Below are 23,573 nucleotides of genomic sequence, written 5' to 3'. Positions count from 1 at the left end.
CGATTATTCGCTGGGTGTGCCGGATTGCGGGTCGGCACGCTGGCTGTCGAGCAGTTCCTCGACATCGTCCACGGCATCGACGCCTAGCACGCCAGCCATATTGAGCACGCGTGCACGTGCACCTTCCGGTGTCGCGGCGTCGCGGGCGATCTGGCCGAACAATGCTCCGGCCTCTGCGCGCTTGCCCTGTGCCAGATAGGCATGGGCGACGAGCTCGCCTGCCGTGGCGAAGAAGGGTTCGCCCGGGGTCGCAAGCGGCTTGAGCTTGGCGATGACGTCCGCAGGCTTCATCGAATCGTACTGGACGGTAACCTGGCGGATCAGGGCGATATCGCGGAAGGTTTCCGGCGCGCTGCCATCTTCGGCTACTTCGCCGAACAGCTTGGCGGCTTCTTCGGCATTGCCTTCTTCCGCCGCCAGACCTGCGCGCAGCAGCTTGGCGCTGATCGCGGGGGTTCCTTCGCCCTCCACGCCGTCGAGACGGTCGAGTGCTGCCGCGGTATTGCCGGCTTCGAGCTGGTCGAGCGCGACGACCAGGGCTTCGGACTGGTTTTCCATCGCCGCTTCGTTGCGGTTGTCCCACCACAGGTATCCGCCGAATGCCGCAAGGCCGACGATCAGCACGCCGATCAGCGGTTTGCCATAAGTCCCCATGAAGCTTTCCATGTCGCCCTGGCGGACGGCATCGTCGACCTCGCGCAGAAGGGCTTCCTGTTCGGCGGCCTCGGCGCGTGATTTCTTTTCTTCGCGGGTGAGTTCGGTCTTGGGTTTGCGGGCCACTGCGGCTCGGTCTCCATTAAGGGCAAATCTGTGGGCGGGTCTTTAGGCATAGCTCGGTAAGAGGGCAATGCCTGTCCGTCCGGGGAGCGAGCCTGTCCCCCGACGGGTGAACGCGCGATGAAACGTCGCGCAGCGCTTCAGAACTCCCTGCGCATGGCACTGGAATACAGGCGGCGATAGGTCGCGACCATCTTGTCGCGGTCGAACTGCGCACGGGCCTTCGACTGGTTTGCCGCTCCGATCCGCTCTGCGCGGCCGGAATCGCGCGCCAGGTCGCGTAGGTATGCGGATAGTGCACCCTCGTTGCCCGGCGGCGTGATAAATTCACGGTTTTCCTCGGCCACGATGTCCTTGATGTCGCCCACGTCCGGCGCAACGACAGGAAGGCCAGCGGCCATCGCCTCTACTACCGAGAGGGGGAATTGCTCGGAATCGCTCGACAGGGCGAATATATCGAACAGGCCTATCACGCGCGCCGGATCCCTGACCGCACCGGGCAAGTGGACACGGTCGTTGATCTCCAGCCGGTCGACTTCCGCCTGGATAGCATCGCGCTCTGCCCCCTCGCCGATGATCACGAGGTGCCATTGATCATCCATGGAAGCGAATGCGCGCACCAGCCGGGGCAGGTTCTTCACGGTTCTCAGGCCCGCCAGCGTGCCGACCCAATGCTCGCCCTTGCGCTTGATCAGCCGCAGGGTGTCGGGCTTGGGCCGCATGGCGAAAGCCTTGGTGTCGATGCCGTTGGGGATCCGCTTCACGCGGCCGAGCGGTTGCTGCCATTCGACGAGTGCGATCTCTTCCAGCGTCTCGGATGGCACGACCAGGCCGGATGCCTTGCCCAGCGCAACCCGGCGATACCAGGTGCGGCTGCGCTTGCGTTTCCTCAATTCGCTTTCGTCGAACCCATCTTCGTGATGAATCAGCGGTGGCAGGTCGAGCGCCTCGGAAAACATCGTGTGCGCCATGACTGCATCCATCGCGCCCCAATTATAGGTCAGCACGAGGTCGTATTGCTTCATCGCCTTGGCGATTTTCATCAGCCGACCGGGAAGCGGTGTGCCCTTGAGGCTCGGGAAATCAGGCTGCAGCGTGACGCGAATGCCCTTGGCAATGCCCTCTGCCGCATCGAGCCGGTCCGGTTCAGCCGACACGATTGTGTGGGCCAGCCTGCCCCCGAAGGCGTTGATCAATTCGACAGTGCGACGTTCCTTGCCGCCAGCGGCAAAGGTCGATTGCAGGTGCAGGACACGCGGCACGCCGCCGCCGGACTTGGCGTTCATTTGACGCTGGCGAGCAGGGAATCGATCGCCGTGCGCACTTCCGGCTCGTCCAGCGTAGGCGCATGGCCGGCATCCGCGACGACGACGACATCCGCGTTGGGGGCGCGCTTCTGCATTTCGGCGAAAGCATCGGCGCTCAGCAAGGCGGACAGGCCGCCGCGCACCAGCAGCAGCGGATTGCTCGCCAATGCTTCGAAACCGGGCCACAGGTCGGGCGGGACTGCATTTTCATCGGCGTCGTTGAACGGGTCCGCGATCTTCATGTCGTAATCGAATGCGATGCGGCCATTGCTGCACACGGTCATCCCGCGCTTGGCCATCGCAATCCAGTCCTCCGTATCGAAGGAGGGATGCGATTCCCCATGCACCTCTTCCAGCGCGCGTGCCGCGTGCATCCAGGTCGGGAAGCTGCGGCCCTGGCCCAGGTACGTGCGAATCTTGTCGATGCCCGCCGGATCGACCACCGGGCCGATATCGTTGAGCAGCGCGGCAGCAATGCGCTGCGGCATGGCCTGCGCGATCAGCATGGTCATGAGCCCGCCCATCGAGGTGCCGATGGAGACAAACTTTTCGATTCCCTCCTGCTCAAGGAGAGCCAGAACGTCGCCGATGTAATGCGGCACGGCGTAGGTCGCGCTGTCTTCGGCGTAGTCGCTTTTCCCGCGACCGCGCATGTCGGGCACGATCACCCGCCAGCCTTGGTCGGCGATATGTGCCGCGACGTCTTCGAAATCCTTGCTGTTGCGGGTCAGGCCATGAAGACACAGCACCGGAGGGCGATCGTTCGCCTGCCCGTAATCACGAAAATAGAGGGTCAGGCCCTCGGCGCTTTGCCAGCTACGCTCGCTGTATTCGGTGCTCATAGGAAGCGCGGTAGCGCCTCGCGCAGCAAATTTCGAGCCATGACTTGCACGCAAGGTCCAAGGACCTCATTTCTCAAGGGATGCCAAATGCCCCGGAACCTGCCGCCTACCGCCCCGATACACCGATCCTCGGCCTTGGCGATTGGCTCGGCGATCCGGTAGAAGCGGCCGATTTTCCCGAGACGAGATTGCGCTTCCGCAATGATCGCTGGGCAGCGGCGGTCGGTCTGGCGGACTTGAGCGACGAGGAATGGACGCGTCATTTCGGCCGGTTTTCCCCGCTGCCCGATAACTTGCCCCACCCGCTCGCCCTGCGCTATCACGGACACCAGTTCCGCGTGTACAATCCGGAGCTTGGTGACGGGCGCGGGTTTCTCTTTGCGCAGCTGCGCGACGGGCAGAACCGCCTGCTCGACCTCGGCACCAAGGGATCGGGCCAGACACCGTGGAGCCGCGCTGGCGATGGCCGCCTGACCCTGAAGGGTGCGGTACGCGAAATCCTCGCCACCGAGATGCTCGAAGCGCTCGGCGTGAATACGTCGAAGACGTTCAGCGTCGTCGAGACCGGAGAACAGCTGGAACGCGGCGACGAACCATCGCCCACGCGATCGGCGGTGATGACGCGGCTAAGCCACGGGCACATCCGCATCGGCACGTTCCAGCGCTTGCTGGCGCTCGAAGAAAAAGAGCACATGGAAGCGCTGGTCGATTACTGCCTGACGCAGTTTCCCGGCCCTTCCTCTCCGGAGGATGCGCCGGGGCGCGACGAGCCCGCGGTGCGCCTGATGCACCAGGTGGTCGAGCGGCTGGCCGATCTTGCCGCCGCCTGGATGGTCGCTGGCTTCGTCCACGGCGTTCTCAACACCGATAACATGAACATTTCGGGCGAGAGCTTCGATTACGGTCCTTGGCGGTTCCTGCCGCAATGGAAGCCCGGTTTCACCGCCGCCTATTTCGACCATTCCGGCCTGTACGCCTTCGGGCGCCAGCCGGAAGCGCTGCACTGGAATTGCGGCCAGTTCGCGATTGCGCTGAGGCTGATCTGCGACGCCCCGCCCCTCGTTGCGGCAATGGAGCGGTTCGGCCCGCTCTACATGGATGCGGTTGCACGGCGCTGGTGCTGGCGTCTTGGCGTCGTTCCCAAGGACAATGACGACGACGCGCGGCTGGTCGGCACCTGCGAAGCGCTGATGGCCGAAAACGAGGCTCAGCCTGACGAATTCTTCTTCCGGCACCGTGGAGGCCGGGACGCACAAGGCGACCTCGCCGCTGCGCTTGCGGGATACGAGCCTGTCGCGGATAACCACGGGTATTGGTTGGACGAGGCTCCGCAATCTATGTTGATCGAGGAGGTCGAAGCCATCTGGGCCGCGATAGACCGAGACGATGACTGGGCGCCGCTCCATGCAAAGATCGACGCGCTCCGCCGCATGGGCAACGCCCATGGTCCGGCACCGGTCCTGCCCGATCGGCGCTGGACCCCGCACACTTGATTTGACGCGCAGGCGCGGCTGTCACATAGGCGGCGCGAGAAGCTCGCACGAGCGAGAGGAAGGGACCCTACGTGTCGCAAGCCGAAATGATTTCCACCGAACCGGCCACCGGCAAGCTGCTCTGGAAGGGCGAAGTCGGGAGTGTCGAGCAAGCGATCGATATCGCGGTAAAAGCCAAGACGGACTGGGCCCGCCAGCCGGTCGGCCAGCGCATCGAACTGGTCCGTCGCTTCGCCAACGAAGTGCGCAAACAGGCGGACCCCTTCGCCGAACTCATCGCACGCGAGACGGGCAAGCCCCTGTGGGAAGCCAAGACCGAAGTCCAGGCCGTCATCGGCAAGGTCGAAATCTCGGTCACGGCCTATGCCGAGCGCACTGGCCAGAAGAAGCTCGACAGCGCGCTGCAGGGCACGGCGGCCCTGCGCCACAAGCCTCACGGCGTGATGGCTGTCCTCGGCCCGTACAATTTCCCCGCCCACCTTCCCAACGGACACATTGTGCCGGCATTGATCGCGGGCAACGTCGTGATCTTCAAGCCGAGCGAGAAGACCCCGGCCGTCGGCGAATTCCTGGTGAAATGCTTCAACGCCTCGGGCATTCCGGAAGGCGTGGTCCAATGCCTCCACGGCGGTGCCGAGGAAGGCAAGGCGCTTGTCGAACACGCCATGATCGACGGCGTCCTGTTCACCGGATCGGCGCGTGCCGGCATTGCGATCAACCGCAAGCTGGCCAGCAATCCGGCCAAGATCGTCGCGCTGGAAATGGGCGGAAACAATCCGATCGTGATGCTCGACACGCCCAAGATCGACGATGCTGCGGCAACCATCATCCAGTCGGCCTTCACTACTGCGGGCCAGCGTTGCACGGCGGCGCGGCGCCTGATCGTGGTCGACAGCATCTACGACCAGATCGTGCCGGCAGTGAAGAAGCTGGCGGAAAAGCTGATCGTGGCCGAGCCGTTTGCCGATCCCCAGCCCTTCATGGGCTGTGTCATCGACAACCAGACGGCGGATCTGCTGTCCGAAAGCTTCGTCGCGCTGATCAGCCGTGGTGGCAAGCCGGTGATGCACATGAAGCGTCCCGACGAGCAGCTGCCTTTCCTGTCGCCCTCGATCATCGACGCGACCGAGATGAGCGACCGGCCCGACATCGAGCTCTTCGGCCCGCTGTTGCAGGTGATCCGCGTGCCCGACTTCGATGCCGCAATCGCAGAGGCCAACAACACGCGTTACGGCCTCTCCGCCTCGCTGATGGGCGGCAAGCCGGAAGATTTCGAGAAGTTCTGGTTCGAAGCGCGCGCGGGTATCATCAACTGGAACCGACCCACCAATGGTGCGTCCTCGGCCGCTCCGTTCGGCGGTGTCGGCCTGTCGGGCAATCACCGCCCGGCCGCCTTCTACGCGGCGGATTACTGCGCCTATCCGGTCGCCAGCACGGAAATGGACCAGCCACGCGCCAGCATCGGGATCGGCCTCAAGGAAGGCTGATCCGGTTCGGCCTCAGCGCTTGCTGGTAACGAGGTCGACTTCGGTCACCTTGCCCGGCAGGTCGCGGGCGTAGATGACCATCGCGCTCTTACCATCGATGGCGGACAGCACGTTTTCGCCTGCCTTGAGCGCATGTTCCACCGTGTATCCGGCATCGGCTGCGCGGGTTGCGTAGAATGCCAGCACGTCGCTTTTCGGCACGCCGGTGCGGAAGGTAACTGCACGGACAGTGCAGCCTCCATCGTCGCTGCCAGCCGCCTCGATCGTGTTTCCGCGAGGATAGATCGGGAATTCGGCCGGAAGTTTGGCCGACCACGAGGCCGAATAGCTCACTTTTTCGAAGCAGTTTGTGTTGCCTGGGCCCTGGAGCGCGCGTGCAGCCTGGACCATGGCAGGTGTGTCTGCCGCACCCTCTCCCAGCCGTTTCGCGGTCGGTAGTGCATCCATGTTGGCGCTGCCGCCCACCATCTGGACCGCACGATTGCGTGCATCCTCGATCGCCCGTTCCGAGGTGTCGATCTTGGGAATGTTCTGGTTTCCGGTACCCGACAGCGCAGCACCCTCTTCGCTGCTGTTAGCCAGATCGGGATCGGTCGCGAGATTTTCGTTGAGCGCGCCCTCGCTGGCCGCGTTCATGTCATCGCCGTCCTCGGCATCTCCGTTCCCGCCCGAACAGGCGGCAAGCATCGCGATGGGGGCAGCAAAGGCAATCAGGCGCAGTTTCATTTCGGGCATCTCCGGCACATTTCCGTGCCGATATGCCTTCCCCGCGCGAAATTGACCATACGCTGCGCAAGCATGGCTCAATGCGGGACAATCCCGTGCGAACGCATAAAGGGCGCCGCCCGCCCCTCTTGTGGAGGGTGCGGACGACGCCCATCACAACCCGAAGGTCGCGCTATCGGCCGCGGGTGGGCACGGCCTCAAGCTGTTGTCTGATTAGCCGCAGCGGGTGCTCGAGCGGTCGATGGAGCGTCCGAGAAGGGCACCGGCAGCGCCGCCGATGATGGCGCCGAGCGTACGGTCCCCGCCGCGACCGGCTACTTCGTGACCCACAAGGGCTCCGACGCCTGCGCCGATCAGGAGACCGGTCGTGCCGTTCTCACGCTCGCAATAGTAGCGACCGTCACGGCCGCGCCAGATGCGCGTATCGCGATAAACCGGCTGTCCGTAATCGCGGTCGTAACCCATGTAATAGGGGCGCGCTTCGCGATAGCCGCGATATTCGCGATGATCGTCGTAATGACCGCGGTGATGACGCTTCCAGTGCTTGCGCTTTTGCTTCTTGCCATGCTCGTAAGTCATGTCACCGGCGATGGAGGCCGCGACACTGTGTGCCTGCGGTGCAGCATGGGCCGGTACTGCGGCAGATGCCGGAGCGGCGAGAGTGAGGCCGGTGGCCGCGAGGGCCAGCGAAGCGGTCTTGAGAAGCGTTGCCATAATTCAAATCCTTGGTCGTATTCGACTCGGGGTGCGTCGATGGCGTTCAGAATTACGCTCCGCTTCCTGAACGATTTGCAACGCCGCAGTCAGATTGGTTCAGTTTCGACGAGTTGAGCATTAACGCACGACGAATTGAGGCTTGCGGCCCGGTAGAAGCAGGCCTAGGCGGCAGCGGTTCATGGACACGACAGAATCCGACCAGCGCCGTTCGGGCCTTACCTCCGCGCTGGGTGCCTATGTAATATGGGGATTCCTGCCGCTGTACCTGCTCCTCGTGAGGGAAGTTCCGGCGTTCGAATTCGTCGGCTGGCGTATCCTGTGGACGCTTCCCCTTTGCCTCGTGATCGTGGCCGCCAGGAAGCAACTGCCCCAGCTGAGAGCCGCCTTTGCGACGCCGAAGGTGATGCTGCTCCTGCTGACCAGCGCCACCCTGATCGCGGTCAACTGGGTCGTCTACGTCTGGGCTATCCAGCAGGGCAATGTCTACGCGGCCAGCCTTGGCTATTACATCAACCCACTGGTCAACGTCCTCTTGGGCACACTGTTATTGGGAGAGCGATTGAGCCGCGCTCAGTGGGCAGCGGTGGCGCTGGCCGGTGTCGGTGTCTCCATGCTTCTGGCAGGCGCTCTCACGACGCTCTGGATCAGCCTGACCCTGGCGCTGAGTTTTGGCACCTACGGCCTTATCCGCAAGCAGGTGGACGTGGGCGCCCTGCCCGGTCTCACCATCGAATCCCTTCTACTTAGCGTTCCGGCGGCAGGCGTCGCAATTTATTATGCCGGATTGCCGGAAGGGTCATCGTTCACGCAGTCGTTCGGGCTCGGTGCGGCGATCATGCTGGGTGGAGCGTTGACCGCATTTCCGCTGCTGCTGGTCGCAATCGCGGCGCGCAAACTGCCCTATTCGACGCTGGGCTTCATCCAGTTCCTCGCGCCAAGCATCGTCTTCGTGCTCGGCCTGACCGTGTTCGGAGAACAGCTGAAATGGGCGCAGGCGGCCTGCTTCGCCTGCATCTGGATGGCGGCAGTGATCTTCGTATGGGATTTGTGGAACCGGTCTAGGACGCCAGCCGCCAGCTGAGCGTTTCGCCGGCGTGGAAGGGGACGATCCGGGCTTCCCCGCCGTCGACTTCATCCGGAACCTTGACCGCGTTCTTTTCCAGCGTGACCGTCTCTTCATTCACGGGCAGCGAATAGAAGGCCGGGCCGTTCAGGCTGGCAAAGGCCTCGAACCGGTCGAGCGCATCTTCCTCGTCGAACACCGTGACATAGCTTTCGAGCGCGAACGGCGCATTGAAGATGCCCGCACAGCCGCAGGCCGATTCCTTGTCATGGCGATAGTGCGGGGCGCTGTCGGTGCCGAGGAAATACTTGGCCGAACCGCCGGTGGCCGCCTGGCGAAGTGCAAGACGATGCTCTTCCCGCTTGGCTACCGGCAGGCAGAACATATGCGGCCTGATCCCGCCGACGAGAATGGCGTTCCGGTTGATGTGGAGGTGCTGCGGCGTAATCGTCGCCGCGATATTCTGGCCGGACGCATCCACGAACTCGACCGCCTGCCGCGTCGTGATGTGTTCGAAGATCACCTTCAATTCTGGCAGGCGCTTGACCAGCGGCGCAAGAACGCGATCGATGAAAACGGCTTCACGGTCGAATATGTCGATATCGGCATGGGTGACTTCGCCATGCACGCACAGCGGCATTCCGATTTCCGCCATCTTCTCGAGGACGCCCTCGATATTGGCCACGTCGGTCACGCCGTGGGCGGAATTGGTCGTAGCCCCTGCGGGATAGAGCTTGGCAGCGGTCAGGGCGCCTTCTACATAGCCGGTGGCAAGGTCCGACGGATCGGTCTCGTCGGTGAGATAGGCGGTCATTAGCGGCGTGAAGTCGACACCTGCGGGCACCGCTGCACTGATCCGGTCGCGGTATTCTCTCGCTAGGGCGCTGGTCGTAACCGGCGGCGACAGGTTCGGCATCACGATCGCTCGCGCGAACTGGCGCGCCGTGTGTGGCACGACGGCTTCCATGGTCGCTCCGTCGCGGAAATGCAGGTGCCAGTCGTCGGGGCGGCGGATGGTGAGTGTCTGGGTCATGATCGCGGTTCCCTTAGCCCTGCTTTTGCCGATCTGCCAGCCATGCCCGCGCATCCTCCTCACCCTGTTCCCAAGTTCGCGTCACCTTCGAGGCGTCTGCGAAGTCGATCTTGTCGGCAGCGACTTCACGGCTCGGCTGGACGTAGGTTTTGCGGGCCTCATCCGGGAAACGGGCATAGCGGCTCGAAAGCAGGGTTAGCGTGCGGCCGTTATCCGGCTGGGGCGGCGGCGCCTTGTCGAGCATCCCACCGTCGAGAACGCGATCACCCTCCCACCGGGGCACGTCGAACACCGGGGGAATGGTCGCAGCCGCGCAGATCAGGTCGACCAAGGCACCATCGCGGGCCGCCTGCCTCGCATCCACGCACAACGTCGTCAGGCCTGCACCGCGCGGCCATGTCAGGTGCGGGGTAGAGCGGACCGCCTGATCCAGCTTGTAGAGCACGCCGTAAAAAAGCGCGGCTGCCATGGGTGGCATGCCGCGGGGCGGACACGACAGATAGACCTGGAACTGCGGACCTCCAGCTATCCGCTCGATCGCTTCGGCATCCAGCGTCGTTTCGACAACGGCGCGGTAGATTTCCTGGTGCGGCGTATAATTCGATCGATTGCGGGCATAGTTAGCTTCGTTGATCTCGAAGGCTTCGGTCATGAGAATAAGGAGATCGCGTTCACGGTCTCCGATCCAGGTGGCCGCGCTCAGGGCGCCGCCGGAAACTCCGCTGATCCTGACCGGGTCCAGCGCCAGCGCATCGCCCGCTTGGGCCAGGAAGCCGCCATGCCAGAAGCAGCGAATCCCTCCGCCGGAAAAGACCAATTGTTCGAAATCGAAATTCACAACATTGCCTATGGCCAGCATCCGCCTATCTGTCACCCATGACTGCAAGCCGCCTGTTCGACCGCGCCGTGATCCGCCTTTCCCCTTCCGACGGGGAAGAGGACGTCGCCGCCTTCCTCCAGGGGCTGCTTACCAACGATGTGCGCGGAGCCTTGCCGGTTTACGCAGCGCTCCTGACGCCTCAGGGCAAGATGCTGTTCGACATATTCGTCTGGCCAGCCGCCGACGGCGAAATCCTGCTCGATTGCGAGAAGGACCAGGCGGAAAGCCTCGCCAAGCGCCTTTCCCTGTACCGCTTGCGCCGCAAGATCGACATCGCTGTCGATGAAAGCCTTGGCGTCCATTGGCAGAAAGAGCCGGGAGACGGCGGCGCAGCCGACCCGCGCCTGGCGTCGTTGGGGCAACGCTGGCTGGCACCCGTATCGGAAGAGGACGAGCCCGCCGACGACGCGTATCTCGCGCACCGGCTCGGTCTGGGTGTGCCCGAAGGATATGGCGAGATGGGCGACATCCTCTGGCTGGAAACCAATGCCGTGGAACTGCATGGCGTGGCTTTCGACAAGGGATGCTACATCGGCCAGGAAAACACCGCCCGGATGAATTGGCGCAGCAAGGTCAACCGCCGACTGATGGTGGTCCCGCTCGAGAAATCCGACGAAAAGCGACGCAAGGCTACCTACGACGACCTCGGACTGGCGGTAGACCATCTGCGCGTTGCCGACATCCACCCGGCGACAGTGCCGGTCTGGCTGGAACGCGCATTCGTCGAGGACTGATAGCCGCTCGTGCCGCTCTCGCTAATCCATCCCGCGGGGACGAAAGAGTTGGTATGAGGGTTATGACCGATGAAAAGATCGATGCTGTTTGCGGCCGCCCTGGCCGTGACGTCCCAGACCGCCATCGCGCAGGATGCGCCTGACCCACAGGTCGACGAGGCCGTCCGCAGTGAGGTGGTCGGCGCACTCGCCGAAGCGATGATCGACAAATATGTCTTCCCGGACAAGGGGGAAGAAACCGCTGCCGCCCTGCGCGAAAAGGCAGCGACCGGAACATACCGCAGCCATGCCACCGCCCGCGCCTTCGCCGATGCGCTGCGCACCGACCTGCGCGAAGCGGGCAACGACCGCCATTTGCAGGTCCGCTTCATCCCCGGCTTCGCGCCTCCGCCCGAAGGGGCCGATCCCAACAAGCATACGCCCGAGGAAGTCGAGGAGATGCAGCGCGAGATGGCAGCCAATGGCTTCGGCATCTTTCGCACCATGCGCCTTCCCGGCAATGTCGGCTATCTCGACGTCCGCTTCTTCGGCCCGCCCGAAGGCGTCGCGCCGGCCTATGAGGCCGCCATGCAACTGCTCGACGGCAGCGATGCGCTTATCATCGACCTGCGCGCCAATGGCGGCGGCGACCCGGCATCGGTGGCCCAGCTCGTCAGCCATCTCTTCGCCAAGGGCGACGTGCGCCACATCAATAGCATTTACGAGCGCACCCAGGACCGCACGCGCGAGTTCTGGACCAACCAGAGCGTCGCCACGCGCTACATCGGGCCGCTGTTCGTCCTGACCTCGAGCTATACGTTCTCAGGCGGCGAGGAATTCGCCTACGACATCCAGACGCAGGAGCGCGGCACGCTGGTCGGCGAGACCACCGGCGGCGGCGCGAACCCGGGCATGATGGTCCCGCTCGGCCACGGCTTTGCCGCCTTCATCCCTACCGGGCGCGCCATCAATCCGGTTACCGGCACCAATTGGGAGCATGTCGGGGTGAAGCCGGATATCGCCGTCGACGCCGACCAGGCGATGACTACCGCCATTGGCCGGGCGCTGGCCGCGATCAGGGAAGCGAACCCGGATCGGGCAGAGGACATCGCGGGCGTCGAGGCTAGGCTCGCCGAAGGCAAGCTCGACCTGCCCGGCTGGAAGGACCCCAGCGAGGGGCGCTAGGACTTGTCGGCGACCGCTTCGAGCGAGCGTACCAGCATCCGCTCGGCGCGGTCGCGAGCCGCCGTTTCCGGCAGGCCGAGCGAGCGCGCCAGCGCGCTGCCGATCAGCGCATCGCCCATGGCCATCAGGACCAGCGCCAGCGTTTCTTCGTGAACCTGCGTGGCCGATCCGCTATGGGCGGCCTCCTCGGGCGCGATCTCGTCCACCAGTTCGTGGATCGTTTCCACGATCGGGGTGAGCGCATCCTCATTGCCGGTCAGGATCATCCAGCTGGCAAGCGCGCCCGCGCCTTCCTTGTCGAAGGCATCGAAAGCGAGGTCGACCACTTCGCGCGGGTGGCCCAGGCCGGCGCGGCTGGCGCGAACCGCGTCGGCGATTGTCGCGCAGACGGCTTCGGCCAGATGCCCGGCAAGCGCTTTCTGCAGGCCGGCAGCGGAGCCGAAATGGTGGAGCAGGTTCGCATGCGTGCGCCCGATCCGCGCGGCGACCGCTTTCAGCGTCACCGACTGAGGCCCTGTTTCGATCAAAAGACCGCGGGCGGCCTCCAGGGCTGCGAGGCGCGATTCTTCGGGTGAAAGTCGTTTGCGGGTTGCCATTGCGGCAGAGCGGTAAACCATTGCGGCGGACAGGGGAAGCCGCCCGCGAACCTTATTGACACTTATGTCAGTAGCCGCTACTTACACTGATGTAAGTTAATCACGGAGCAGGACATGAACGCCCCCCTCCCCATCGATACCGCAACCGCCAAGACTGCGCCGACCCCGGCCGATCTCACCATCACCGTGCGCGACGAGCGTTTCAATCGCGGAACCAACCCGCGCCGCTGGTGGGCCGGAGAACCCTTCGGCACGGCATGGCACAATGCGCTTTCTGCCACCTTCCCGCGCGGAGAGGCATTCTTCATCGAAGCCGTGAAGGCACACCGCGAAGGTGCCGATCCCAAGCTGGAGGCGGAAATCCGCGCGTTCGTGCGGCAGGAAATCAATCACACCCGCGAACACATCGCCTTCAACAAGCTGGCCGAGAACGCCAGGTACGACATCAAGGCAATCGACACGCGCGTCGCTGAAATGCTGGCGCTCACCAAGGGTCGCCCTGCCATTGCAAACCTCGCCGTCACCATGGCGCTGGAGCACTACACTGCCATGATGGCAGCGGAATTTCTCGCCAACCCGCAGCACTTCAGGGACGCGGATCCAGAAGTGCGCAAAATGTGGCGCTGGCATGCGGCCGAGGAAATCGAACACAAGGGCGTCGCCTACGACACCTGGAACCACGCAACCAAGGACTGGACGCCGTTCCGTCGCTGGAAAGTGCGCAGCCTCGTGATGCTGACAGTCACGGCCCGCTTCTTCAAGAACCGCTGGATCGATTCGCTCAACCTGCTGGAGCAGGATGGCATCACCGGCTTCAAGGCGAAGTGGGGCCTGTTCAAGTACCTCACCGTTTCGCCTGGTGTCGTGCGCCGCATCTTCCCGGCGTGGCTGAGCTATTTCAAGCCCGGCTTCCACCCATGGGATCACGACGATCGCGAATTGATCGGACTGTACGAGGGCGAGTTCGAAGACGCCCTTCTCCCCGCCGAATAACCCGAGCCATCGGGTCGCAAGGAAGGCCCCGCGAGCGAACGCGGGGCCTTTTATCTTGTTCAAGCCGCCATCGGCGGCGCAACCTTGGTTTGGTCGAGGTTCAGTTCGAAAAGGGCGCAATCGACATCCGCGCCGCGCGCACAGCTGTACCGCTTCGCGACCCGTCCCGTGGGCCGGAAGCCAAGCTTGCGCAAGACCCGGCCCGACGCGGGATTGTCGAGGAAGTGCCCGGCCTCGATCTGACGATAGCCGAGCAGCTTCGCCACTTCGAGCACGCCCAGTCCGGCCTCGGTCGCATAGCCCTGACCCCAATAGGGCCGCGCGATCCAGTAGCCGAGCTCGACGCCAGTTTCGGTCTCACCCAGCCCGATCGAGCCGATGATTCGCGAGCCATGCTCGCCGGGTAGCGTCATGAGGAAATTGGGGACGCGTTGGTCCTGCTCGCGCTTGACGAATTCTCGCGCATGTTCGGGGAGATACGGCCACGGCGCGCGGGCAAGATTGCGGACGACACCTTCGTCGGCGATCCCGCCAAACAGTGCCTCGGCATCTTCGGGCCATGCAGGCCGCAGCAGCAGCCTCTCGGTGATATGGAACATGCGTTTACTCCCCGTCAGGTCCACGCTCCGGGCTCCTAGGCCGGACGCGTGACAATTGCGTGATGGCGAAAGGCAATTTTCGCCTATGCGGTTTTGAAGAGGGAGAAACGACAAGAGGGAGACGGGTCGGCCCCATCTCCCTCTTCGTCTGCCGGATCGTTAGCCCGGCTGGGACCGTCCCGTTTGGACGATCCCGTTATCGGATTGTCCGGTTATTCGGCGGCTTCCGCCATTTGGTCGACCGATACGTATTTGCGGCCGAGCTTGCCCGAGTGGAATCGGACGACGCCGTCGGTAAGCGCGAACAGCGTGTGGTCCTTGCCCATGCCGACGTTGACGGCCGGGTAGAACTTCGTGCCGCGCTGACGCACGATAATGTTGCCGGCGACGACGTTTTCGCTGCCGAACTTCTTCACACCAAGACGACGACCGGCTGAGTCGCGACCGTTACGCGATGAACCGCCTGCTTTTTTATGTGCCATGGTCCGGGTTCCTTACTTCTTGGATTCGGTCTTCTTGGCTGCTGCCTTCTTGGCAGGAGCCTTCTTGGCGGGGGCCGCCTTCGTAGCAGCAGCCTTCTTCGGCGCTGCCTTCTTGGCCTTGGGCGCAGCCTTCTCTTCGGAAGTGTCCTTCTTCGGAGCGGCCTTCTTTTCTTCGGCCTTGGGCGCCGCTTCCTTCTTGGGAGCAGCCTTCTTCTCGGCCTTCGAGTCGCCGACAGCAGTGATGCGCAGCAGGGTCATCTGCTGGCGGTGGCCGTTCTTGCGGCGATAGTTGTGGCGGCGGCGCTTCTTGAAGACCGTGACCTTCTCGCTCTTCGCCTGGGCGATGATTTCAGCCGAGACGGTGGTCTTGGCAGCATCGGCGATCTTGTCGCCTTCGCCTGCAAGCAGGACGTCACCCAGCGTGATGGTATCACCGGCTTCGCCAGCCAGCTTCTCAACCGCGATCTTGTCTCCGGCGGCAACCCGGTATTGCTTGCCGCCCGTGCGCACTACTGCGAACATGGTCGTTATCTCTCGTTCAAATTGCTGTGCCGCATCCTTGCGAATCTACGGCGCACCCGTCGACCCACCTAGGGCGGGCCCGGAAAGAAGCGTGCCGTTAGGCGAATCCCGCAATCAAGTCAACGCTGGCGGCTGGCATTTTTTGCCATTCTCGCTGGCGCGCTTCCTGCTGCATGCTATGTGAGCGCGATGCTGCGAATTGCAAGTTTCTCTACCGCTCTTGTCCTCACCCTCGGTGGGTGCGCCGCTTCGAGTGGAGATTACCCATCGCTCGCCGTGCGGGATGTGGAGCGGGTGGACGGCAGTTTTGCCTCTCCGGAGCGCAAGGCGATCCAAGTACCCGAAGTCGAGATCGATCTGGACGGAACGCTGGACGTCGTGCTTCCCGCCCTCGTCTCCCGCACCGAAGAAGCCCACGCAGAGTTTGTGCGTCTTGCCCCAAGGGCACAGCGCCTCGTCGCGTCGGCGTCCAATACGGCGGAGGGTTCGCCCGCCTGGGCCAGCGCGCAGGTCGCACTTGCCGAGCTCGATTCGGCACGTAGCGTGGCGGCGGTGCCGCTCGGCGATATCGACACCCTCTATACCGCAAAGCGTGTGGCCGCCGAAGACGTGACCGCGATCGAGCAGGCCCGCGAACGGATCGTAGCCCTCATAAGCGAAGAAGACCGCACGCTCGCGCAATTACGCGAACGTGCGGACTAATAGTTCAAGCTGAAAACGCGGGAAGCGAACTAGGCCAGCGCCTCCCGCGTTCCCCTCTCCTATCGCACGATCGATGCGATGGTGACTGCGATGATGCCCCAGCTGAATACGATTGCCGGCAGGATCAGGACCTGGACGGCCGCATCGCGCATCGGGAGGCGTCCGGTGTGGGTGGAAATGCCTTGCGAGCGGAGCTGGCTCCAGCTCATTGGCTTCGACTTCGTCTCCGGCGCCAAGCGCGTCCAGATCGTAGGTACGCCGAACCCGGCTACGATAAAGAAGGCGAATATCGCCATCGGGATTGCAAGGCCGGCAGTCGGCAGGCCGGTTGCCATTACCGCAAGGAAACCGAGATACAGTCCGACGGTCGCAACATAGAGACCCTTCGGCAATTCGAAGGTCCGGTCGACCTCGTGGTGCTTGACCGGGGTTTCGACGATGCGGGCCTGTTCGGCTACCAGTTCGCGGCTGAAGTGCTTAACCATTGTGCGTCTCCTGTGTTGGAGACTTGATGCCGAACGCGCGGTCCCGATTCCTTGATCGAGATCAATTCAGCGAGATTATTTCCAGCGATCGAGATCGCTGTGGTCTTGCTCACGCGGTTCGATCCAGTGCCAGCCATCTCCCCTTCGCTCGCGTTTCCAGAACCAGGATGCGGATTTCAGGTGGTCCATAAGAAAATCGACCGCATCGAATGCCGCGCGGCGATGAGACGCTGCTGCCGCCACCAGCACGATCGGCTGGCCCGGCGTCATCACCCCTACCCGGTGCCAGGCAAGCACTCCTGCAAGATCGAAGCGCTGCAAGGCGGTTCGAGCAAGTTCTTCCATGCCCGGCAGGGTGAGCGGCTCGTAATGGCTGAGTTCCAGCGCCTTTACATCGCTATCCGTGCGCACCTTGCCGAGAAACGATGCCGTGCCTCCAGCATCGGGATAAAGGGCGTTGAAAGCCGCAAGCGCCTCGCCAACAGACAGCCCCCGATCGAGTAGGCGGATGTCATGGGGGGAAGAAAGCGCGAGCCTAGCCACCGCTCACCGGGGGGAGCAGCGCGACTTCGTCGCCATCCTCCGCCAGCAGAGTAGTCTTGTCGGCGAGCACAAGGCCCTTGCAGGCAACATTGACCCGCTCTTCCCGCAATTGCGCAGAGACTGGAGTCCCAACTGCCTCGAGAAGACCATTCCAGTCGAGTGGCGCCTCGACCTGCATCTCATCCTGACCTGCCAGATCCCGCAGAGGCCCGAGGAAGAGGATCCGTACGCTCACTGCGACGCCTCTAGATAATGTCCGGTCACGCCCGGGGCTCGTTCGAGATACGCGACGATGCCGTCGAGTGCAGCGCCCTCACCTGCGACGACATTTGCGCGCTGCGGCGTGTGTTTGCGCGCCAACATGGCTGCTGCAGCACTGCGCCATTCGCCGTGCGTGTGATCGGCGGGCGGCATGGTTATGACAACGTCCTGCCCGTTCGACAGCGCGCGCTCTATCGGGTCGAGCCAATTCTGGTGAAACAGTCCCGCCGCGGCGAGCGGTTCTTCCGGCAGTCCCTCGACCTCGATCCGCTTCATCAGCGGCGCTCGCGATGGAGCGTGATCCCGATTTTCTCGCCCGCTTCTGCAATCGCCAGCTTGACGATCTTCACCGTCACGGCCTCGACGCGCTTGTCCTGCAGGAACAGCGTTTCGCAAACATGGTCTGCGACCGCCTCGATCAGCTTGAAATGTACTCCCTCCGGCAGGGCTTCCGAAGCGGCGAACTTGAGATCCATGTAGTTCTTGGAATCGTCGAGCGGCGTGTCCGCATCGTAATGCGCAAGCGGCTTCATCCGGACCTGGATCGTGAAGCGCAGCGGCTGCGGCTTGCCCGTCTCTTCCGAATAGATGCCGGTGAGGACGTCATGTTCGAAGTCCGCAACTTCGAGGATCAGCGAATCGTTCATGGGTCCCCCTAACCCGGATTGGACCAGCGTGCGAAGATCGCGGTGGGCAAATGCCGTCCGTTCTCGCCGGTTTCGCGTACCGCAAGGTCGCCATGTTCTATCTTGCCGGGCAGGTCGGCGAACACCTCTTCCAGAAGTCCGCCAAGCGCGAGGCTGCTCATTCGGACGGCATAGACCGTCAGGAACAGGAAGCGGCTGTTTTCGTCCAGCAGTTTGCGGCAGTCGGAAACCAGTTCGGGAAGGCCGTCTTCAAGTCGCCAGGTTTCGTTCTTCGGGCCGCGGCCGAATTTCGGCGGATCGAGAATGATGCCGTCGTAGCGATTTTTCCGGCGAACCTCGCGTGCGGCGAACTTCATCGCATCGTCGACCAGCCAGCGGATCGGGCGATCTTCCATGCCGGAAAGCGCCGCGTTCTCGCGGGCCTGCGCAACCGATTTCTTGCTAGCATCGACATGCGTCACCCGGCCGTGGCGGCTGAGCGCGAGCGAACCGACGCCGGTGTAGCCGAACAGGTTCATGGTCTCCGCATCGGTGCGCCCGTCGAGCTGCTTACGCATCCAGTCCCACACCGGCGCCATGTCGGGGAAGAATTGCAGGTGGCGAAACGGCGTCGGCTGGGCGGTAAAACGCACCTCGTCATAGCCGAGGGTCCAGCCCGCTTCGGGCAGGCTGTCGTTCAAGTGCCAGCGACCGCCGCCATCCTCGTCGGCGCCGGGAATGAATTCCCCGTCGGCCCGCCAGTCGTCGCTACGCGGCGACCACATGGCCTGCGGTTCGGGGCGGATGAAACTGTAATCGCCGAAGCTTTCCAGTTTGCGGCCATGCCCGCTGTCGAGCAGGCGATAGGCATCCCAGCCCTCCCCGACCATAAGCATCGGATCGCGCACAAGGTCGGCCATCAGGCCGCGTGCTCCAGGATGTGGGCACGCACGGCCTCGTAGGTGCCGGGCAATTCCACATAGCTTTCCTCGCGCGCGAACAGGTCGCCTACGCGAGACGGCAGGGGCGGACGCAGCCCGGTCGCCCGTTCGACGGCATCGGGGAACTTGGCCGGATGAGCCGTCGCGAGCGTCACGACTGGCACCGTTGGATCGATCCGTGCGGTGCGAGCCGCGTGAAGGCCGATAGCGGTATGCGGATCGAGCATTTCATCGCACTGCTCGAAAGCCCAACGCATGGCCTGCGCCATGTCGTCCGCATCGGCGCGAGCGCTCGTGAACAGGGAAGCCGCGCCTTCGCGCTGCGCATTGGTAAGCCGCATCGCCTTTTGCGCATCGAAGGCCGCCATCTGGTCGGCCATCGCAAGGCCATCGCGCCCGCCGACGTCAAACAGGAGGCGTTCGAAATTGGAGCTGACCTGGATGTCCATGCTGGGCGCAGCGGTGGCGGTCACGGTGCCGGTCGAATAATCGCCGTCCGCCAGCGCGCGATGCAGGATGTCGTTCACATTGGTGGCGACCAGAAGCTTTTCGATCGGCAGCCCCATCTGCGCCGCCACGTGGCCTGCGAAGACATCGCCAAAATTCCCGGTCGGCACGCTGAAAGCGACCTTGCGCTCCGGCCCGCCCAGCTGAAGCGCGGAGGTGAAGTAATAAACCACCTGCGCCATCAGCCTGGCCCAGTTGATCGAGTTGACCGCACCGATCCGGTGCTTGGCCGTGACGTCGGCATCGGCAAAGATGCGCTTCACCATTGCCTGCGCATCGTCGAAACTGCCATCGATGGCGATGTTGTGGACGTTGGGCGCGCGCACCGTGGTCATCTGGCGGCGCTGGACGTCGCTGACCCTGCCCTTGGGGTGCAGCATGAAGATCTCGACATTGTCGAGCCCTGCAACCGCATCGATCGCGGCGCTGCCGGTATCGCCGCTCGTCGCGCCGACGATGGTAAGGCTGCCCTCTTCCCGTGCCAGGAATTCTTCGAACAGCAGGCCAAGCATCTGCAACGCCACGTCCTTGAAGGCCAGCGTCGGACCGTGGAACAGCTCGAGCACCCAATGCTGCTCGTCCAGTTGTACCAGAGGTGTGACTGCCTTGTGAGCGAAGCGGCCGTATGCCTTCGCCGTGAGTTCACGCAGGCGCTCAGGCGTCAGGCAATCGCCGACAAAGGGCTCCATCACGCGGGCGGCCACTTCGGCATACGGAAGACCGCGCATATCGGCGATCTGGTCCTGGGTGAACCGGGGCCACTCTTCGGGCACGTAAAGGCCGCCATCGCTGGCAAGGCCTGCCAGGGTGACGCCTGCAAAATCGAGCGTCGGAGCGCTGCCGCGGGTGGAGACGTATTTCATCGTGAGAAGGCGGTTAGCGAGGTGCCGCCCACCGGGCAAGCAAGCGGGTCTTTATTCGTCTTTAGCGCGTGTGCCACGCCGACGCAGGGCAAGGATGTAGATCACCAGCGCAGTGAGCGCGAAGAAGAACCACTGTCCGGCATAAGCGAGGTGGTTGTTGGGGAGGTTTCGCGGATCGGGGCTGGCCAGCGGTTCGAGGCCTGCCAGACCTTCTGCAGACACCACACGTCCGCCGGGCGCAATCGTACCGCGTACTTCGCCGCCTTCCCATTCGACCGGTTGCGGGCTGCGCGAAAAACCGAGATCGACAATTATGGTCCGGCCATCTGCCAGGACGCAACTCGCCCTGTGCGCCATGCCCTTTGCTCCGCGGCTATCGGTACCAGCCACGGTCGTGGTGTTCGTCACATCCTGGCAGGTAACCGTGGTCCTGCGGTAGAGCACATCCTCGATGCCTGCTGCATCGTCCGGGTATCCGACCTCCGACGACATGCGCAGCGATTGCTCCGCCTGCACAATGAGCGCCTCCTTCTCGTCCATCCGGCCCAACTGCCAGAAGCCGAGCGCGATCATCACGGCAATGGCTCCTGCCACGATTATCGTAGGAATGATGGGAATGCGGGTGGTCATGGTGTCATTGTCTCGATCGAAAGCGAAAGGGGCAGCCGCGGCAATGCCGGGCTGCCCCTTTCAATATCCGGCAAGCCGGAAGGCATTAGTGGAATTCGGCTCCCCAGCCGCCCCAGACGTAGACTACAGCGAAGAGGAAGAGCCACACGACGTCGACGAAGTGCCAGTACCATGCAGCCGCTTCGAAACCGAAGTGCTGGCGGGGCGTGAAGTGGCCCTTGTAGGTGCGCACGAGGCAGACGATCAGGAAGATCGTGCCGACGAGCACGTGGAAGCCGTGGAAGCCGGTCGCCATGTAGAAGGCCGAGCTGTACGTGTTGCCGCCGAAGGCGAACGGCGCGACGCCATACTCGTAAGCCTGGATCAGGGTAAAGACAGTACCGAGGATGACAGTGAGCCACAGGCCCTTCTTCAGGCCTTCGCGGTCACCGTGGATCAGCGAGTGGTGCGCCCAGGTAACCGTGGTGCCCGAGCAGAGCAGGATCATGGTGTTCAGCAGCGGGAGGCTGAAGGGATTAATGACTTCTTCGATCGCCGCCGGGGGCCAGACGCCGCCCACCACTTCGGAGATTTCCGAGGGGAACAGTGCGAAATCGAACCAGCTCCAGAACCAGCCGACGAAGAACATCACTTCCGAAGCGATGAACAAGATCATGCCGTAACGCATGTGCAGCTGGACGACCGGCGTGTGATCGCCGCGCTCTGCTTCCTTCACGATGTTGCTGAACCACGCGAAGAACGTGGCGATCAGGCCAGCGATGCCGAGACCGAGCACAAGGTGCGCGCTGGCCATTTCGTGCATGAAGAGAACCATGCCGCTGGTGAAAGTAAGCGCCGACAGCGAGCCGATCAGCGGCCAGATATCGGGTTCGAGGATATGATATTCGTGATTGACGTTGCCAGCCATTATACTCGCGTCCTGTATTCGCGTTATCGCGCTGCCCTTAAAGCGCCATGGCGCGCGGGTCTAGGGTCTACTCTGCAGAATCTATCGCGCGGTGGAAAGTATAGGAAAGCGTGATCTGTTCGACACCTTCCATGTTGGGATCGTCCAGCGCCTTGGGATCGACGAAATACAGCACCGGCATGCGGACTTCCTGTCCTGGCTGGAGCGTCTGCTCGGTAAAGCAGAAGCACTGGATCTTGTTGAAATATGCGCCCGCCTGGACCGGCATGACGTTGAATGTCGCCGTGCCGGTGACCGGCTTGTCGGAATTGTTCCTTGCAACGTATATCGCCATGTCGCGCTGACCGATGGTTACCGTGTCCGTCGGCTGTTCCGGCTTGAAGTCCCAGCCGAGGCCCGGTGCGACGGAACCGTCGAACCGGATCGAAATCTGCTTGCCACCGGCAGCCTGGCCCATCCGCTCGGCTAGGCTGGCTTCACTTTCCGTGGCGCGCTGCGTCGTTCCGCCGAAGCCGGTGACCTGGCAGAACAATTCGTAAAGCGGCACCGCAGCGTAACCGAGGCCGAGCATGGCGGCGGCGCCCAGCAGGGCCAGCAGCGCTGTGCGGGTCTTGCGTGTTTCGAGCGTTGCAGCAGTCACCTTATCCTCACATCCTCACGATCGTGATCATGTAGAAAAGCACTGCGAGAAACAGAAGGATCCCGCCGAGGACGAGATTCCGGCTCTTCTGGCGGCGCTTGAATTCGGCTTCTTCTTCGGGGGTCATAGGGCGGCTCCGTATTGGGCGGCGATGCGATCCACGACCAGCACCGCGAAAAGGGCGAAGAGGTATAAGATGCTATAGCCGAAAAGGCGCTTTTCCGGGAGCATCTTGTCCCCTTCATCCGGCTCGCGGAATGCGACGGGGAAGGAGAGCGCCAGAAAGCCCACCGACAGAATGCTGGCCGAAATCCCGTAGATCGCGCCTGTCCCGCCGATGAGCCACGGCGCGATGGCAACCGGGAGGAGAAAGACCGAATAAGCCAGGATCTGGCGACGCGTCGATTTGGCGCCTTTGACCACCGGCATCATCGGAATTCCGACCTTTGCGTAATCGCTCTGCACGAACAGGGCGAGCGCCCAGAAATGCGGCGGCGTCCAGGTGAAGATAATCGCGAAAAGCAGGACCGGCATCAGGGTAATATCGCCAGTTACGGCAACCCAGCCGATCAGCGGCGGAAAGGCCCCTGCCCCGCCTCCGATAACGATATTCTGCGGCGTGCGCGGCTTCAGCCAGATAGTGTAGATCACCGCATAATAGACGATGGACAGCGCCAGTATCGCCGCCGACAGCCAATTTACCGCAAGGCCCATGATGACCACGGAGGCGGCGGATATCAGGATGCCGAAGTCCCGGGCGTCGGTGCGCTGCATCTTGCCAGTCGGCAAAGGACGCTGCGAAGTGCGCTTCATTTCCGCGTCGATGTCCGCTTCCCACCACTGGTTGAGAGCGGCCGCACCGCCCGCGCCGAGTGCGATACACAGGATGGCGGTAAAACCGATCACCGGATTGATGCTTCCAGGCGCAGCCAGCAGGCCGCACAGGCCCGTGAAGATCACGAGGCTCATCACGCGTGGCTTGGTCAGCGCGTAAAAATCGCGCCAGTCCGCCGGGAGCTGGGTTGTGGGGGCTGCTTCAGTCATGGGATTCGC

The 23,573-nt window shown here is 63.1% G+C and carries 29 protein-coding genes; 7 read left to right on the top strand and 22 right to left on the bottom strand.

Annotated features, from left to right (window positions below):
- Positions 1 to 3: 3 nt before the first annotated feature.
- The 3 genes from CVE41_RS12025 to CVE41_RS12015 form a co-directional block, all read right to left on the bottom strand.
- Complete coding sequence (locus CVE41_RS12025) at positions 4 to 780, bottom strand: tetratricopeptide repeat protein (RefSeq protein ID WP_100260875.1); 777 nt, start codon at positions 778 to 780, stop codon at positions 4 to 6.
- A gap of 137 nt (positions 781 to 917) precedes the next feature.
- Positions 918 to 2,063 carry a glycosyltransferase gene (locus CVE41_RS12020; RefSeq protein ID WP_100260874.1) on the bottom strand — a complete coding sequence of 382 codons (1,146 nt, stop codon included), beginning with the start codon at positions 2,061 to 2,063 and terminating at the stop codon, positions 918 to 920.
- Positions 2,060 to 2,926: an alpha/beta fold hydrolase gene (locus CVE41_RS12015; protein WP_100260873.1), complete on the bottom strand. Its 867-nt coding sequence runs from the start codon at positions 2,924 to 2,926 to the stop codon at positions 2,060 to 2,062. Before CVE41_RS12015 ends, CVE41_RS12020 begins: the two co-directional genes overlap by 4 nt.
- Before the next feature lie 80 nt (positions 2,927 to 3,006).
- Here CVE41_RS12015 and CVE41_RS12010 point away from each other — a divergent pair, with 80 nt between their 5' ends.
- Both CVE41_RS12010 and astD read left to right on the top strand, forming a co-directional pair.
- Positions 3,007 to 4,419 carry a protein adenylyltransferase SelO gene (locus CVE41_RS12010; protein WP_100260872.1) on the top strand — a complete coding sequence of 471 codons (1,413 nt, stop codon included), beginning with the start codon at positions 3,007 to 3,009 and terminating at the stop codon, positions 4,417 to 4,419.
- A gap of 86 nt (positions 4,420 to 4,505) precedes the next feature.
- Positions 4,506 to 5,906 (top strand): succinylglutamate-semialdehyde dehydrogenase, encoded by a 1,401-nt coding sequence (astD, locus tag CVE41_RS12005; RefSeq protein WP_100260871.1) that lies wholly within the window; start codon positions 4,506 to 4,508, stop codon positions 5,904 to 5,906.
- Positions 5,907 to 5,918: 12 nt separating this feature from the next.
- Here the strand turns inward: astD and CVE41_RS12000 are convergent, their stop codons facing one another.
- Together CVE41_RS12000 and CVE41_RS11995 are read right to left on the bottom strand one after the other, a co-directional pair.
- Positions 5,919 to 6,641: a hypothetical protein gene (locus tag CVE41_RS12000; protein ID WP_100260870.1), complete on the bottom strand. Its 723-nt coding sequence runs from the start codon at positions 6,639 to 6,641 to the stop codon at positions 5,919 to 5,921.
- A 204-nt stretch (positions 6,642 to 6,845) separates the two neighbouring features.
- Positions 6,846 to 7,346 (bottom strand): glycine zipper 2TM domain-containing protein, encoded by a 501-nt coding sequence (locus CVE41_RS11995; RefSeq protein ID WP_100260869.1) that lies wholly within the window; start codon positions 7,344 to 7,346, stop codon positions 6,846 to 6,848.
- Between the two features lie 181 nt (positions 7,347 to 7,527).
- Between CVE41_RS11995 and rarD the strand changes: the two genes are divergently transcribed.
- Positions 7,528 to 8,430 (top strand): EamA family transporter RarD, encoded by a 903-nt coding sequence (gene rarD / locus CVE41_RS11990; RefSeq protein ID WP_100260868.1) that lies wholly within the window; start codon positions 7,528 to 7,530, stop codon positions 8,428 to 8,430.
- Here rarD and pyrC read toward each other — a convergent pair.
- Both pyrC and CVE41_RS11980 read right to left on the bottom strand, forming a co-directional pair.
- Complete coding sequence (gene pyrC, locus CVE41_RS11985; protein ID WP_100261508.1) at positions 8,408 to 9,445, bottom strand: dihydroorotase; 1,038 nt, start codon at positions 9,443 to 9,445, stop codon at positions 8,408 to 8,410. The two genes, rarD and pyrC, sit on opposite strands and share 23 nt — an antisense overlap.
- Positions 9,446 to 9,458: 13 nt before the next feature.
- Positions 9,459 to 10,319, bottom strand: coding sequence for a patatin-like phospholipase family protein (locus tag CVE41_RS11980; RefSeq protein ID WP_232725692.1), 861 nt, complete (start codon positions 10,317 to 10,319; stop codon positions 9,459 to 9,461).
- Between the two features lie 2 nt (positions 10,320 to 10,321).
- Between CVE41_RS11980 and ygfZ the strand changes: the two genes are divergently transcribed.
- Positions 10,322 to 11,059 (top strand): CAF17-like 4Fe-4S cluster assembly/insertion protein YgfZ, encoded by a 738-nt coding sequence (gene ygfZ, locus CVE41_RS11975; protein WP_100260866.1) that lies wholly within the window; start codon positions 10,322 to 10,324, stop codon positions 11,057 to 11,059.
- Positions 11,060 to 11,128: 69 nt separating this feature from the next.
- Positions 11,129 to 12,223: a S41 family peptidase gene (locus tag CVE41_RS11970; RefSeq protein WP_100260865.1), complete on the top strand. Its 1,095-nt coding sequence runs from the start codon at positions 11,129 to 11,131 to the stop codon at positions 12,221 to 12,223.
- Here the strand turns inward: CVE41_RS11970 and CVE41_RS11965 are convergent.
- Positions 12,220 to 12,819 carry a TetR/AcrR family transcriptional regulator gene (locus CVE41_RS11965; protein ID WP_100260864.1) on the bottom strand — a complete coding sequence of 200 codons (600 nt, stop codon included), beginning with the start codon at positions 12,817 to 12,819 and terminating at the stop codon, positions 12,220 to 12,222. The genes CVE41_RS11970 and CVE41_RS11965 overlap by 4 nt on opposite strands.
- Positions 12,820 to 12,933: 114 nt before the next feature.
- Between CVE41_RS11965 and CVE41_RS11960 the strand changes: the two genes are divergently transcribed.
- Positions 12,934 to 13,812: a metal-dependent hydrolase gene (locus tag CVE41_RS11960; RefSeq protein ID WP_198507662.1), complete on the top strand. Its 879-nt coding sequence runs from the start codon at positions 12,934 to 12,936 to the stop codon at positions 13,810 to 13,812.
- A 59-nt stretch (positions 13,813 to 13,871) separates the two neighbouring features.
- Here CVE41_RS11960 and CVE41_RS11955 read toward each other — a convergent pair whose 3' ends face one another.
- The 3 genes from CVE41_RS11955 to rplU all read right to left on the bottom strand — a co-directional run bounded on the left by CVE41_RS11955 (position 13,872) and on the right by rplU (position 15,415).
- Positions 13,872 to 14,411 carry a GNAT family N-acetyltransferase gene (locus CVE41_RS11955; protein WP_100260863.1) on the bottom strand — a complete coding sequence of 180 codons (540 nt, stop codon included), beginning with the start codon at positions 14,409 to 14,411 and terminating at the stop codon, positions 13,872 to 13,874.
- A gap of 212 nt (positions 14,412 to 14,623) precedes the next feature.
- The gene (gene rpmA, locus CVE41_RS11950) at positions 14,624 to 14,893 is read right to left on the bottom strand and encodes a 50S ribosomal protein L27 (protein WP_006833595.1); all 270 of its coding nucleotides are present in this window, start codon (positions 14,891 to 14,893) and stop codon (positions 14,624 to 14,626) included.
- A 12-nt stretch (positions 14,894 to 14,905) separates the two neighbouring features.
- Positions 14,906 to 15,415: a 50S ribosomal protein L21 gene (gene rplU, locus CVE41_RS11945; protein ID WP_100260862.1), complete on the bottom strand. Its 510-nt coding sequence runs from the start codon at positions 15,413 to 15,415 to the stop codon at positions 14,906 to 14,908.
- 180 nt (positions 15,416 to 15,595) lie between these two features.
- Between rplU and CVE41_RS11940 the strand changes: the two genes are divergently transcribed.
- On the top strand, positions 15,596 to 16,117 hold the full coding sequence (locus CVE41_RS11940; protein WP_198507661.1) for a hypothetical protein: 522 nt from the start codon (positions 15,596 to 15,598) through the stop codon (positions 16,115 to 16,117).
- 59 nt (positions 16,118 to 16,176) lie between these two features.
- Here the strand turns inward: CVE41_RS11940 and CVE41_RS11935 are convergent, their stop codons facing one another.
- The 11 genes from CVE41_RS11935 to CVE41_RS11885 all read right to left on the bottom strand — a co-directional run bounded on the left by CVE41_RS11935 (position 16,177) and on the right by CVE41_RS11885 (position 23,564).
- Entirely contained in the window at positions 16,177 to 16,602 is a 426-nt protein-coding gene (locus CVE41_RS11935) for a hypothetical protein (RefSeq protein ID WP_100260860.1), read from the bottom strand.
- A 75-nt stretch (positions 16,603 to 16,677) separates the two neighbouring features.
- The gene (locus CVE41_RS11930) at positions 16,678 to 17,145 is read right to left on the bottom strand and encodes a molybdenum cofactor biosynthesis protein MoaE (protein ID WP_100260859.1); all 468 of its coding nucleotides are present in this window, start codon (positions 17,143 to 17,145) and stop codon (positions 16,678 to 16,680) included.
- Positions 17,138 to 17,380, bottom strand: coding sequence for a MoaD/ThiS family protein (locus tag CVE41_RS11925; protein ID WP_100260858.1), 243 nt, complete (start codon positions 17,378 to 17,380; stop codon positions 17,138 to 17,140). The genes CVE41_RS11930 and CVE41_RS11925 overlap by 8 nt, the downstream gene beginning before the upstream one ends.
- Entirely contained in the window at positions 17,377 to 17,682 is a 306-nt protein-coding gene (locus CVE41_RS11920) for a Rossmann fold domain-containing protein (RefSeq protein ID WP_100260857.1), read from the bottom strand. The genes CVE41_RS11925 and CVE41_RS11920 overlap by 4 nt, the downstream gene beginning before the upstream one ends.
- On the bottom strand, positions 17,682 to 18,053 hold the full coding sequence (locus tag CVE41_RS11915; protein WP_100260856.1) for a dihydroneopterin aldolase: 372 nt from the start codon (positions 18,051 to 18,053) through the stop codon (positions 17,682 to 17,684). The genes CVE41_RS11920 and CVE41_RS11915 overlap by 1 nt, the downstream gene beginning before the upstream one ends.
- 8 nt (positions 18,054 to 18,061) lie before the next feature.
- Positions 18,062 to 18,952, bottom strand: coding sequence for a class I SAM-dependent methyltransferase (locus CVE41_RS11910; RefSeq protein WP_100260855.1), 891 nt, complete (start codon positions 18,950 to 18,952; stop codon positions 18,062 to 18,064).
- Entirely contained in the window at positions 18,952 to 20,343 is a 1,392-nt protein-coding gene (gene thrC / locus CVE41_RS11905) for a threonine synthase (RefSeq protein WP_100260854.1), read from the bottom strand. The genes CVE41_RS11910 and thrC overlap by 1 nt, the downstream gene beginning before the upstream one ends.
- Positions 20,344 to 20,394: 51 nt before the next feature.
- Positions 20,395 to 20,973, bottom strand: a complete 579-nt coding sequence (locus CVE41_RS11900; protein WP_100260853.1) for an SURF1 family protein — start codon at positions 20,971 to 20,973, stop codon at positions 20,395 to 20,397.
- A gap of 85 nt (positions 20,974 to 21,058) precedes the next feature.
- Positions 21,059 to 21,880: a cytochrome c oxidase subunit 3 gene (locus CVE41_RS11895; protein WP_100260852.1), complete on the bottom strand. Its 822-nt coding sequence runs from the start codon at positions 21,878 to 21,880 to the stop codon at positions 21,059 to 21,061.
- Between the two features lie 67 nt (positions 21,881 to 21,947).
- On the bottom strand, positions 21,948 to 22,520 hold the full coding sequence (locus CVE41_RS11890; protein ID WP_100260851.1) for a cytochrome c oxidase assembly protein: 573 nt from the start codon (positions 22,518 to 22,520) through the stop codon (positions 21,948 to 21,950).
- Positions 22,521 to 22,643: 123 nt separating this feature from the next.
- Complete coding sequence (locus tag CVE41_RS11885; protein ID WP_100260850.1) at positions 22,644 to 23,564, bottom strand: heme o synthase; 921 nt, start codon at positions 23,562 to 23,564, stop codon at positions 22,644 to 22,646.
- Positions 23,565 to 23,573 lie beyond the last annotated feature (9 nt).

This window comes from Qipengyuania seohaensis, assembly GCF_002795865.1.
In the GTDB taxonomy this organism is placed as follows: Bacteria; Pseudomonadota; Alphaproteobacteria; order Sphingomonadales; family Sphingomonadaceae; genus Qipengyuania; species Qipengyuania seohaensis.
Note: the sequence above shows the minus strand (reverse complement) of the source record. Positions and strands in the feature narration are given on the sequence as shown.